We start from the raw sequence: 12,159 nt of genomic DNA, 5'->3' as shown, positions 1-12,159 counted from the left end.
CGGATCACCATACCGGCCAGCGGCTTCTGAAAATGCCGTAAAGGAAGGCCTGACAGAAGACCGCACTCGATCACACGCCAAAGGGTCAGAAACTTCTTGCATTGCGGGCGGCAACCACAGAAGGCTGTACATGACCTACCGACTGACATTGTCTCCCGAGGCCGCGGCGGCCAAGGCGGGGTTCTCGAAAGCGAGCGCGTATCGGATCGAGGACGATTTGCGCCTGCCATCGCAGAAGAAGGTGCCGAGAGGCCGGCGACGGTCCGATCCGCTCGTGCCCTATTGGGACGCCGAGATCGTTCCGATCCTGAAGGCTGCGCCCGGCATCCGCGTGATCGGCGTGCTGGACGAGCTGCGCCGTCGGCATCCCGACCTCAACCCCAACATCCGACGCACGCTGGAGCGGCGCATCAATGCCTGGCGGGCGCTCAATGGCCCTGAACAGGACGTGATCTTCCGCCAGGAGCACGAGCCCGGTCGTCTGGGTCTGTCCGACTTTACCGATACAAGCCCGCTCGGCATTGCCATTGCTGGTGAGACGCTCGATCACCGGCTCTACCACTTCCGGCTGGCGTTCTCCGGCTTTGAGCATGCCCATGTCGTGCTCGGCGGCGAAAGCTTCGTCGCCCTGGCCGAGGGCTTGCAGAACGCCCTGTGGGCGCTCGGCGGCGTTCCGCGGGAGCATCGCAGCGACAGCCTGTCGGCAGCATTCCGCAATCTGGCGGCCGACGCGCGGGAGGATCTGACACAGCGCTACGCCGCGCTGATGGGCCACTACGGCATGGCGCCAACGCGCAACAATGCGGGCATTGCACACGAGAACGGCTCGATCGAGAGCGCGCACGGTCATCTCAAACGAGCGCTGGAGGATGCGCTGTTGCTGCGGGGCACGCGCGACTTCATCAGTCTCGATGCCTACCGGGCTTTTGTCGACGAGATTGTCGGCCGGCGCAACGCCAACCTCGCTAAGCGGATCGCGCTCGAAAAGGAAGCACTGGCGCCACTGCCGAAAGGCCGCACGACCGACTTCGAGGAGAAGGTGATCCCGGTGACGTCGTCAGGCGGCTTCATCCTGCGGCGCGTGTTCTACACTGTGCCTTCAAGACTGATTGGCCATCGCCTGCGTGTGCGCATCTTCGACGACCGGCTCGAATGCTTCCTCGGCGTCACGCCGGTCGGGACGCTGCGGCGCGGGCGGCCTGTGTCGGAGAACCACGGCGGGCATGTCGTTGATTATCGGCACGTCATCCATGCCCTGCGGCGCAAGCCGATGGCGCTCGTCAATCTCGTCTATCGCGATCAGCTCTTCCCGCGCGCGGCTTACAAGCGCCTCTTCGAGACCTTGCGGGAGCATGGCGACGACCGGCGCGCCTGCAAGGTGACGGTCGAGCTTCTGGCTCTGGCCCATGAGCGAGCCTGCGAAGCCGAGCTCGCCGAGGCGATCGCGACCGCTCTCGATGCCGGACGGTTACCCGATCTTGCGGCATTGCGCGATCGCTTCCGACCCGAGGCGGCCTCGATCCCGAGTGTCGCCGTCAAGCTGGCGTCGCTCGACGTCTACGATGAGCTGGCCTCCGTCAGCGTCGTGTCGGCCCACTCGAACCTGGGAGGAGCAGCATGACCAGCGGAGCTACCTCCATCGATGCCGCCCGCGTCGAGCTGCTGCTCAATGAGTTGCGCCTGCCCGGCGTCAAGGCGATCTGGCCGAAGCTCGCCGCGCAGTCGGACAAGGAAGGCTGGCCCGCCGCCCGCTTCCTTGCGGCCCTTGCCGAGCACGAGGCAGCCGATCGCACCCGCCGCCGCATCGAACGACACATGGTGGAAGCGCGTTTGCCCGCCGGCAAGACGCTCGCCACGTTCGAGTTCGAGAGCGTGCCTATGCTGTCAAAGGCACAGGCGATGGCGCTCGCCGCCGGTGACGTCTGGTTGAAGACCGGCGCCAATCTGCTGCTGTTCGGTCCACCCGGCGGCGGCAAGACCCATCTCGGCGCAGCGATCGGCCTGGCTCTCGTCGAGGACGGTTGGCGCGTTCTCTTTGCACGTACCACTGATCTGGTGCAGCGGCTGCAGGTGGCCCGGCGCGAGCTGGCGCTGGAGTCCGCAATCGCCAAGCTTGACCGCTACGACCTCCTGATCCTCGACGACATCACATATGTGAGCAAGGACCAGGCGGAAACCAGCGTATTGTTCGAGCTGATCGCCTCCCGCTACGAGCGACGCTCGCTGCTGATCACGGCCAATCAGCCATTTGGCGAATGGGGGCGTATCTTCCCCGATCAGGCGATGACACTGGCGGCGATCGATCGCCTGGTGCACCACGCCACGATCCTCGAGATGAACGTCGAGAGCTACCGTCGAAAAGTTGCTCTCGATCGCAGGCGCGGTCCAGGCCGGCCGCCGGTTCACGCCACTCCAAATGAACTCGAGAAGGCGGTGACTGACGCTGGCAATGCCGCTTGATTGTCGCGCAGCGTCAATCAAGCCTTGCCAAGCCCGCAGCCAGCGTCAATTATCTTCTGACTCGGCCGCCTCGTCTCATCTTGATTGACGCGCCGCTCTCATCCTGATTGTCGCGCCATACCTGCATACCTGCGATATCCCCGCCGGTCTTATACTTTCCAATTCTGCCATGGAAGATCAAATCCCTTGTTGAGGACGATGTAGTTGTCACTCTCCGGCTCGTGCGAGTCCGATGAAGTGCGTGCACTCCGGGCGGCAAACGGGCAATGGCGCGACACCTCCAGGCCTTCAGCCATCTCGTGAGGACTTGTCGACAAGATCGGACAGCTTCAGTTGGAACTGTCGCCGTCGGAATCCCTGCAAACCGTCCCTGACGGCGAGTAAATGCGTCCAGCACTATGGCCGTATGGGCGGGGGCGATAGCCAACGACAGCTTCCGTGGCGTCGGGCGCTGCATGGTACCAATCGTTGCCCACGAGTAGTAAATTCAAATTGCAGGCTTGTGTGGCAAATATCCGGTTCAGGAGGCAGCCGCACTTGCGCTCACAGCGCCGGGGCGTCCATTCCTACGCGATTGGGTTCAAGGAACCTATTCTGTGAGTGCGTAGGGTGGACTGCCCCGGCCCAGTGAAGATCGGGCCAGTGACGCTATCAACCATCAAGATCGATAGCGAGCTAGTGCGGAGCCGATACAAAAACCCGACGCTCATCTCATTAGCACTGTGAGCGCTAGCGGTACGAGGAAAGATGTGATTAGTGCGTTTAGGCTCATAGCAATTCCAGAAAACACGCCAGCCACCTCGTCCACCTGAAATGCTCGCGCGGTGCCGATCCCGTGCGCGGCGATTCCTGCCGCAAAGCCACGAGCCCGAAAATCGGTGATGCCGGTACGGTTCATCAATCGCGTGACAACGGTCGCTCCCATGATCCCGGTGAGGATGACCGCGACTGCCGTCAGAGACGGATCCGCCTGCAGCGTTTCGCTGATGCCCATTGCGACCGCGGCCGTTACCGACTTCGGGGCAAGGGACAGGATCACCTCGCGAGGCAGGCCGGCAGCCTCCGCAAGCAGCACAATCGAGAAGACGGCCGTGACCGAGCCCGCAACGAGCGCTGCCAGCATCGGCACGATCGAGGCAAGGACAATCTTGCGATTTTCGTATAGCGGGACCGCGAGCGCGACGGTTGCCGGGCCGAGCAGGAAATGCACGAACTGCGCTCCGCCGAAATAGATCGCATACGGCGTGCCAGTTGCGAATAGAAACGCGCCGATGATCCAGACCGCGTGCAGCACGGGATTGGCAAGGGCATGACGGCGAAGCGCAAGCGACACGGCATCCGCGATTGCATAGACCAGCAAGGTGACCGTCAACCAAAGCAACGGGGATTGCGAGAGATAGACCCAGAGGGAGAACGGATTGTCCTTCACGGTGCCTCGCTGAACAGCCGACTGATAAGGCGGAACGTCAGAACCGTCGCAAGCAAAGTCACCATGACCGAGACAGCAAGGATCAATATTATAGCGAGCCCGTGCGTCGCGAGGAGATCGAGCTTTTCCACGACGCCAATGCCGGCTGGGACGAACAGGAGCGACAGATGCTTGAGCAGCCCCTTGCTTGCTGTTTCCACGCCGCTATTTCGTAGTGGGCCTCGAGCGATGCTTGAAAATCTGTCACGGGCAAGCAGCAGAATCAGCAAGAGCAGGAGCCCGAGCACGGGACCTGGCAGCGGTAGGCCGAGGCCCCGGGTGATGACTTCGCCGGCGAGTTGGCAGAGCAAGATAAGACTGAGACTTGCAAGCATGAAACACCCTGAGCGGCACATTCATATCAGGAGGAGCTACCGAAAAATTGTCCATGGCCGCGTGGTCGAGAACCGACCGCCCCTTCTTCGATTTGCTCAAGTCCGAGACGGCTTCTGACCACATCAGGTGCTCGCCCGGATCACGAACTTAGTACTGAGATATCCCTCGATTGCTTCCACCCCGCCTTACGAACCGTAGCTGGAATCCCTGATGTTTCCGAACGGGACTTCTGAAAGCGCCAAGCTAGGTATTTGATGGACACCATACCGCTTTCAAGCGGTCGGCCCCGAAGGCACAAGCCGTCGATTGGCCTCCTCGGCGACCTCGTCGTAGCTCTTGAATGCAATGATCTGGCGCGAGCGGCCAAACGACTCTTCATTCATGATACACGCCTCGGGCGAGGTCCCCGTCAGGACCGTTGACTCGACGAAGAACCCTTCGTTGCCAATGCGCTTGCCATCGGTCTGCAAGAATGCGCCGCGCTGGACTGACAGCGCCGGCAACGAAGCTCTCCATCGCATCGGCCAGCCGCGAATTGGCGAGTTGTCCCCCATTCGCGTATCCTTCTCGAACACATTTCCGACCTTGATGCGCCAAGCTTCTATCGTAGTTCGCCAAGTCGGCCCTTCTCGCCACATTTCAGACCTTTCTTGATAGGGCATTGAATTCGAGCAGCAGGCAATCCGCTATGCCTTCACCATGGCTGCGACCACCAGGAAGGAATGAACGCGTTCTCTGAGAAGCGTTCGCCGAAGTTTCGGGGTAGCTAGACGAGAAAGAGAGCTGGGGAGTAGTCATCAGAGGCCGTTGGGTCTGCACCGGCTATCGCGGCCGGACACCGGGCTTGCCAACCACAGGGAACGTAAATTCGATTCCCGCTTCAGAAAACGTCTTCCGCAACGTTTCCATCAGCTCATCAGACATCTGGGGAGTGTCATTGTACTCCTCCAGCCGCCGAATGACCGCGGAAGACACGCCCGCTCGCTCCGCTAGCTCCTTTACCGACCAGTTTAACATTCCACGCGCTGCACGCAGTTGCCTCCCCGTGACCTTTGAGGCCCCTCTTCGCTCCCGCGCGAGTATATCATGGTGTGCGTCGCTCCACGTGCCGAGCCATTCTCGAACGCCACCCTCGCTGTTCTTGAGGGGCACCGCCGCGCCCTGGTGCCAGCGATAGATGCCGTCCGGCCGGCGCAAGCGACATTCGACGTTATAAGGCTGCGCTGTCTCGACCGAGACCGCCCACTCTCTTAGAGCTGCCTCGCGGTCATCCTCATGGATGAGACCGATCCAGTCCTTGAAACGTGATCCATGATCTTCGGCAGTCTCTAGCGCATTGGAAACTGCAGTGAGGCGACCATCGCTACTGCTTGTCCATGGGAAACCCCGACAGATCTCAGCCAATGCCCTGTAGCGCTCCGCTTCTACTTTGAGCGCGTCCAAGAGATTGCGCTGTTCAGTGATATCGCGCGCGAGCCCAAGAATGCACTCTGGTTTGCCGGCCTCATCGAGCAGCGGTTCGGCCCGGCCGTGGATCCAGCGCAAAGTTCCGTTCGGACGGATGACACGAAATTCACCCTCGAGCAACGATCGATTGAGCTCCCGTGCGCCGAAACAGCGCATGCTGCTGCGGTCATCGGGATGAATCCTTTTCTCGATTTCCGCGTATGCTGGCGTAGTTCGACGCGGATCCAGCCCAAATAGCTCATAAAGGCCACGGGACCATTGCATCTGGCCGTTGCCGTCGCTGCGCCACAGTCCGACAGAGAGCTTCTCTTCCAAGAATGGAAGGACATTTGCAAGGCTGAGGCCGCTCTCGAAGTCAGGCAATGTGAGCTCCTGGCCGGACCTGGGGCCGAGTTCGGTGCATCTCGCGCGCGATCATCTTTGACGCCTCGCCCTCCTCCCGACCGCAACCAAGACGCCTCGCCCGACGGTTCACGGCAAATGACCTTGTCCTTCTTAGCAGGCAGCCACGCGGAGATTGTTTGTCGCGCCTCTATGTCCGAATGGCAGGCCAAAAACCACCACCGCCAGGTCGCCCGACCGCGCATAACCTTCCCGCTGGGCCGCCACGGCGGCGATCTGGGTTATTTCCTCATAGCCAGAGGGATCGCTGGCCACCACACTGTGTACGCCCCACAACAGGCACATGCGCCGCGCCACGTTTTCATCCTGCGTCAGAGCAAGGATCGGAACCGGCGGCCGCTTGCGCGAGATGCGGGCCGCGGTCGTCCCGCTGGCTGTGAAGCCGACGATGGCTTTGGCCTCGATGGTGGCTGCAAGATCTGCACCCGCGGCAGCGACCGCATGCGGAGGCGTATTCTCCTCGTCAACTCGTGAGGCCTCAATCAGGGACCGGTAGAGACGATGCTGCTCTGTACTCCTGATGATGCGATCCATCATGGCGACGGCCTCGATGGGATAGGCGCCGCTTGCCGATTCGGCTGACAGCATCACGGCATCGGCGCCATCATAGATGGCGGTCGCAACATCTGAGGCTTCCGCGCGCGTTGGCGTCGGCGCCGCCACCATAGAGTCGAGCATTTGGGTTGCGACGATCACGGGCTTTGCGGCCAGCCGGCAGGCGCGGACGAGTTCTTTTTGCCGGCCAGGCACGTCTTCTGGGGGGATTTCGACCCCGAGATCACCGCGCCCGACCATGAGAGCGTCTGACAACTGAATGATATCGTCGATGCGATCAAGCGCCATGGGCGTCTCGATTTTGGCGACGAGGCCCGCTGCTTCACCAATGAGGGCCCGCGCCTCGATCAGGTCTGAAGGCTTCTGAACAAATGACAGCGCAACCCAGTCGACACCGAGCTCCAGGCCGAAGGCGAGATCGGCGCGATCTTTCTTGGTGAGGGGCGAGATATCGAGCGACGCCCCCGGCAGGTTTACGCCCTTATGATCGCGGATCGGGCCGCCGACAATGACGCGCGCGACCATTTCGCGATCGCCCGGTCTTTCGACGCTCAGGCGCACACGGCCGTCGTCGATGAGCAGCTTTTGGCCTGGATGCGCAGCTGCAAATATTTCCGGATGCGGCAGAGGGATTGCCTGCTTTCCACCTCTTGCTCCGTCGAGGACAAAGCGGACGCTCTCTCCAGCATGCAGGCATAGCTTGCCCTCTTCAAGCAAGCCGATCCGGATTTTCGGGCCTTGCAGATCCTGTAGCACTCCGATGGGACGGCCGAACTCTTGCTCGAGCGCGCGGATCGCCGAAAACGCGCGCGCGTGGTCGTCTTGGCTGCCATGGCTGAAGTTCAGGCGAAAGGTATCTGTGCCTGCAAGATAGAGATCACGGATTTTGTTAGCCTCGGTTGTGGCCGGACCGAGGGTTGCGACGATCTTGGCGTGGCGCGAACGACGCATCAAAATTGAATCCTGTGCAATGGGCTACGTTAGGGATCGGCGCTCATAGCTGTTGCCAATACCGGGTTTATCACGCGCCTCGCCCGCGCCATTCCCAAGTCGACATCACGCTCCCGAAGCGGCAGCAGCTTTCTCTTGCTGCGTCGAGGAAACGATACTGTTGACGGCCCGGTACGCGAACACAATGGCTGGCCCAATGGTGATGCCTGCTCCGGGATAGATCCCACGCATCGGGGAGGTCATGTCATTGCCGCAAGCATAGAGTCCTGGAATTGGCCTTTCCTGACCGTCCAATACCTGCCCGCAAGTGTCGGTTGCCAATCCGGTTGCAGTGCCGAGCGTTGCCGGAACGATTGGGAGTGCGACGAACGGGCCGGTTTTGATTGGCCCAAGGTTTGGGTTCTTCTTGCCCACGGCCGAATCGCCGAGCGTGCGATTGAAAGCCGATTCACCGCGATTGAACAGCGGATCGCGCCCCTCAGACGCATGCGCGTTGTGTTCTTCGACAGTCTTTTGAAGCGCGGCGGACTCCAATCCCAGCTGCTTCGCAAGCTCTGGAATCGTCCGGGCGACCTTGATGTAGCCAAGGCGCGCATATTTCCCGATGCTCAAGGTCCATGGCCATGGCAGCAAATGCCCCATCCCTCTCAGCCGTACGAAGTCGTGGTCGCAGATGAAATAGAACCGCTTGTCTGCCGGATACCCACCGTTGAACATCGCCAAGCAGATGTCGTGATAGGAATTGGATTCGTTGACAAAACGCTTTCCATCTGGCCCCACGGCAATGACGCCGGGACGGCCGCGGTCGAGCCAGCCGTAGGGAACGACTTGCGAGGAACTGCCGCTCTTCAGAATCGATACGGGCGTCCAGAAGCCGGCAGAGGCAACATTGTTGTCGATTGCCGCTCCGAGCCTTGTCGCAAGAGAGATGCCGTCGCCTGTCGCATCGGGATGGGCGAGCGTGTCGTCGTGCTGGTGGGGGCCACTGAGCTCGGCTCTCAATTGCGCGTTACGCGCAAACCCGCCCGTTGCGAGGATCACCCCATGGGAAGCGCGCACGCGAATCTCGGAATCGGCCGACTTAACGACCGCGCCGGTGACGCGGCCTTCTTCCTTGATCAACTCTACGAGCGGGGATTCCGGCCATATCTCGACGCCGTACTTGCGCAGGCTCACAAGCAAGCGCGCGATCAGGGCGTTGCCTCCGCTGAGCTCGGTGCCGCGCCTGTGGCCAAGCCGGTCACGCGCGTAGCGGCTGACGCGGCGCAAGACGTGCCTGAGCGAGGCAAAGGATTGAAACGGATTGAGGAAGCTTCTCACCTCGCTCGATGAGATCATCATTCCGCCGAGCACAACGCGGATGGGATTGCCTATCAGATCGAAGTCGCTGCCAAGAAGCCGTCCGTCATAAGGCGCGGGGCTCAGTGCCCGGCCCTTATCGACTCCGCCGACCTGGCTTGAATGGTAGTCGGGGGCCGAGGCCAGCGTGAACTTGACTTCAGTCCCGTTCTCAAGGGCGGCGAGCGCAGCCGGGCCGTCCTCGAGATAGGCATCAACAAAGCCTGACCGGTAATATGTGCCAAGTTCATGTTGCAGGTAGGTCTTCGACTTCGCAAGCGAGTCGTCGATCTTCGCCGAGCGCGCTTGGTTCGAGCAAGGAACCCAGATCATTCCATTGGAGAGAGCTGTCGTGCCGCCAAGCCGCGCCGACTTTTCGCAGACAGTGACGCGCAGTCCTGCCTTTGCTGCATAGAGCGCAGCCGAAAGCCCGGCCGCACCACTACCGACCACGAGAACGTCGGTTGCCCAATTGTGCTCCGGCCTCCCCTCTCGGGCGAGTGCGACGGTCTTTCCCTTGCCTGATTGGCCCATCGGGTTATTCATTCGAGCCTCGCTGCGAGTGTTCTCTTGGAGCTGACGTCAGTGATGCCGCGGAAGCGGGACGGCTTTGAACTCCTCAGCCGCCGCCTTCACTGCCCGTTCGATCGGGATTCTTTCGATGGACGAGGCGCCAACGAAACCCACGCATTGCGTTGATCGGTACACCACGATCGTATCCTCCGGCTCCGCGATTGCACCGCCATGGCAAAGCAGGATCACATCGGAGCGCACGCTCCTTGCGGCGTCGCTGATGTCGTTGATGCGCCTGATCGCCTCTTGGATGGGCTGTCCTTCCTCATGGCCGACGAGCCCGCCTCGGGTGGCTCCTACGTGAGGGACGATGCAGTCCGCACCTGCGCCCGCCATCGCTTTGGCGTCGTCAGGGCTCGCGACATAGGCAAGCGAGAAGATGTCCTTCTTGCGCGCAGCCGCGATCATCTCGACTTCGCGTTCGAAGCCTAGTCCGACGCGCCCGCGGCGATAGCGCCATTTGTCGCCCATCGTGGAGATGGTCGGATAGTTGATTACGCCGGAGAAACCGGCCGACCAGAATTTGTCGAGCAGGGCATCAAGATCGAGCCGGAGGGGATCCCATGCCTCAATGCCGCCGATCACGGGCACCGAAGAAACGACGTTGCGGACTTCCGAGGCAAGTTCGAGCGTGCGCGCATTGGAATCGCCGATCCGGCTGGTCGGAAGTCCCATTAGGCGCGACAGCCCGGTGCTGTAGACGACCAGCATGTCCGCGCCCCCGAGCACTGCACATTTCGCAACCAGACCACAGCTGCTGCCCGCGGCAAGAATGGCTTTTCGCTCCGCCACCTGGTTTGCGATCTTGGCCAGGATTTCGGTTCGCTCAAACATTCGCATCGCCATCAGCCTTCTTGCCCAATTGCTTGAGGATCCATCTCGCAGCCGCCTCCGCAAATTCGGGATCGTTGATGTGACAGTTCAATTCGCGGACCGTAACCTTGGGCGGCAGATTGTCCTTAAGCGCATCGAGCCACGCGCGGTCCGCATCAGGATCTCGAAAGATGCCGCCGTCGCGGTCATAGTCGGAGACGCCTTTTGCCGGCCAAAGGACCATGACAGGCCCTTCTGCCAACGACAGCCGCTGGGCCGTAAGCCGGCCGATGCTCGTATTCTCGGCGAGGGTTGTGCGCATCAGCGTCGTGTACGGTGTATGGGAGTAGAATAGCCGGCCGCGAAATTGATCAGGAACGCTGGATGGCGCACCAAAATTGACCATGTCCACCGCGCCAGGCGCGATAACATGCGGTATTGATTGCTCTGCCGCTCCCTTGAGCCGATCCGGCCCGGCGCTCGCGGTGCCACCCACGATTTCGTCGGCGAGTTCGGTTGTGGTCAGATCAATCACAGCATCGAATTCGCCGGCCGCGATCAGCTGCTCCATCTTGCGGCCGCCCGCCCCGTTTGCAGGAAAGACGATCGCGTCGACCCCGGCCTTGCCGAGGCGCCCAACGCACTGAGTTGCCGCCGGCGTCGTCACTCCGAAGGCCGTGATCGCAACGATCTTCGTCTTTCGCGCAGCTTTGGCGGGCGCATAGCGCATGGCGGCGATGGCCTGTCCTGCATTCTGCAAGACCCGCTCGGTAAACGCATTGATCCCGAAGAGATCGACCAATGTCGGATAGAGCATGATGTCGTTGTGGACCGCCAATTCGGCGAGAAGTGCTGGCCTTGCGCTGCTCACGAGCAGCTTGGGAAAGCCATAAGGCAAATCAGATACGACTTCGCCGAACACCGCACTCCCCTTCCCACCGGCGACCCCGACGATCGCGCCGATGGCCCCTGATGCCAGCAGATCGCGAACTTTCCCGCGTGTTGTTGCGGCGATTTCTTTCAAGAGCTCGGCGGGCGAGGCGACGCGAACGCTATGACCGCCTGCTTGATTCGTCCGGGGCGCAATCTTCGAGGTGCCGACGTCAATCAGGACGGTCTTGCGGCCACACTTACAGATGATATCGGCCAAGTAGGAGACTTCGCGGCCCTTGGTATCGAGCGTAGCCACAATCGCGACTGCGTTCGAAAGCTCGGACAGGCTACCATCCCGGACCGCCCCCTGGCCGTCCGTGCAATGGTGAGACACGATTTTTCTCCTAGATCATTCTGACCAACGCGAGGTCTAGACCGAGCGGGATCGGCGTATAAGACCGCAAAGCGTCTAAGTGGGTAAGATTGGGTAGCCTCCTCCCGAAGTTCGAGCTACGTGCGCGCGGGCTTTTCAAGTGTACGCATACGACGAAGGCCGCCTGATTGACGCATGCGCGCGAGCACGGCGAGTTCTACGATGGCGTTGCGTGAAGGTCAGGCGGCTTGCTGATCGGCGGACTTGCCGGCTTGGTGCAGGAGCTTCCATTCCCAGGGCAGCAGTTCGCGCAGACGCGAGGTGGGAAGATCGGCGATCCGGGCGAGGACGTCGGCGAGCCAAGCCTTGGGATCGACGTCGTTGAGGCGACAGGTCGTGATCATCGTCAGCATGATAGCGGCACGGTCGGCGCCACGTTGGCTGCCAGCGAAGGTCCAGTTGCGCCTTCCCAAGGCAATGCCTCTCAATGCACGCTCAGCGCAATTGTTGGTCAAGCAGATCCTGCCATCGTCGAGGAAGCGGACGAAGT

The 12,159-nt window shown here is 61.2% G+C and carries 11 protein-coding genes; 2 read left to right on the top strand and 9 right to left on the bottom strand.

The annotated features are described in order from the left end of the window. Positions 1-130 precede the first annotated feature (130 nt). Together istA and istB are read left to right on the top strand one after the other, a co-directional pair. Positions 131-1,621, top strand: coding sequence for an IS21 family transposase (istA, locus tag RPS27_RS09825; protein ID WP_128929730.1), 1,491 nt, complete (start codon positions 131-133; stop codon positions 1,619-1,621). After that, positions 1,618-2,460 carry an IS21-like element helper ATPase IstB gene (gene istB, locus RPS27_RS09820; protein WP_128955095.1) on the top strand — a complete coding sequence of 281 codons (843 nt, stop codon included), beginning with the start codon at positions 1,618-1,620 and terminating at the stop codon, positions 2,458-2,460. Before istA ends, istB begins: the two co-directional genes overlap by 4 nt. Positions 2,461-3,166: 706 nt before the next feature. Here istB and RPS27_RS09815 read toward each other — a convergent pair. From RPS27_RS09815 to RPS27_RS09775, 9 genes are all read right to left on the bottom strand, one after another. Further along, on the bottom strand, positions 3,167-3,889 hold the full coding sequence (locus RPS27_RS09815) for an LrgB family protein (protein ID WP_128929732.1): 723 nt from the start codon (positions 3,887-3,889) through the stop codon (positions 3,167-3,169). After that, on the bottom strand, positions 3,886-4,263 hold the full coding sequence (locus tag RPS27_RS09810; protein WP_128929733.1) for a CidA/LrgA family protein: 378 nt from the start codon (positions 4,261-4,263) through the stop codon (positions 3,886-3,888). The genes RPS27_RS09815 and RPS27_RS09810 overlap by 4 nt, the downstream gene beginning before the upstream one ends. Before the next feature lie 273 nt (positions 4,264-4,536). Further along, a complete protein-coding gene (locus tag RPS27_RS09805) occupies positions 4,537-4,902 on the bottom strand; it encodes an aldehyde dehydrogenase family protein (protein ID WP_276575823.1) in 366 nt (121 codons plus the stop codon). A gap of 184 nt (positions 4,903-5,086) precedes the next feature. After that, the gene (locus tag RPS27_RS09800) at positions 5,087-6,094 is read right to left on the bottom strand and encodes a PAS domain-containing protein (RefSeq protein ID WP_128929735.1); all 1,008 of its coding nucleotides are present in this window, start codon (positions 6,092-6,094) and stop codon (positions 5,087-5,089) included. 132 nt (positions 6,095-6,226) lie between these two features. Further along, positions 6,227-7,639 carry a pyruvate kinase gene (pyk, locus tag RPS27_RS09795; protein WP_128929736.1) on the bottom strand — a complete coding sequence of 471 codons (1,413 nt, stop codon included), beginning with the start codon at positions 7,637-7,639 and terminating at the stop codon, positions 6,227-6,229. A gap of 105 nt (positions 7,640-7,744) precedes the next feature. Further along, positions 7,745-9,523 (bottom strand): FAD-dependent oxidoreductase, encoded by a 1,779-nt coding sequence (locus RPS27_RS09790; protein ID WP_128929737.1) that lies wholly within the window; start codon positions 9,521-9,523, stop codon positions 7,745-7,747. 36 nt (positions 9,524-9,559) lie between these two features. Continuing rightward, positions 9,560-10,447, bottom strand: a complete 888-nt coding sequence (locus RPS27_RS09785; RefSeq protein ID WP_232995597.1) for a phosphoenolpyruvate hydrolase family protein — start codon at positions 10,445-10,447, stop codon at positions 9,560-9,562. Beyond that, the gene (locus RPS27_RS09780) at positions 10,377-11,630 is read right to left on the bottom strand and encodes a Tm-1-like ATP-binding domain-containing protein (RefSeq protein WP_232995598.1); all 1,254 of its coding nucleotides are present in this window, start codon (positions 11,628-11,630) and stop codon (positions 10,377-10,379) included. Before RPS27_RS09780 ends, RPS27_RS09785 begins: the two co-directional genes overlap by 71 nt. Before the next feature lie 218 nt (positions 11,631-11,848). Beyond that, positions 11,849-12,159 (bottom strand): transposase domain-containing protein (locus RPS27_RS09775; RefSeq protein ID WP_313753977.1); only part of this gene is annotated, 311 nt, incomplete at its 5' end.

It is taken from the genome of Bradyrhizobium sp. WYCCWR 12699, from assembly GCF_032144035.1.
Taxonomy (GTDB): domain Bacteria; phylum Pseudomonadota; class Alphaproteobacteria; order Rhizobiales; family Xanthobacteraceae; genus Bradyrhizobium.
Note: the sequence above shows the minus strand (reverse complement) of the source record. Positions and strands in the feature narration are given on the sequence as shown.

Coding starts and splice junctions, on each gene's coding strand:
- istA (WP_128929730.1), top strand. CDS start 131: ATGACCTACCGACTGACATTGTCTCCCGAGGCCGCGGCGGCCAAGGCG.
- istB (WP_128955095.1), top strand. CDS start 1,618: ATGACCAGCGGAGCTACCTCCATCGATGCCGCCCGCGTCGAGCTGCTG.
- RPS27_RS09810 (WP_128929733.1), bottom strand. CDS start 4,263: ATGCTTGCAAGTCTCAGTCTTATCTTGCTCTGCCAACTCGCCGGCGAA.
- RPS27_RS09805 (WP_276575823.1), bottom strand. CDS start 4,902: ATGTGGCGAGAAGGGCCGACTTGGCGAACTACGATAGAAGCTTGGCGC.
- pyk (WP_128929736.1), bottom strand. CDS start 7,639: ATGCGTCGTTCGCGCCACGCCAAGATCGTCGCAACCCTCGGTCCGGCC.
- RPS27_RS09790 (WP_128929737.1), bottom strand. CDS start 9,523: ATGAATAACCCGATGGGCCAATCAGGCAAGGGAAAGACCGTCGCACTC.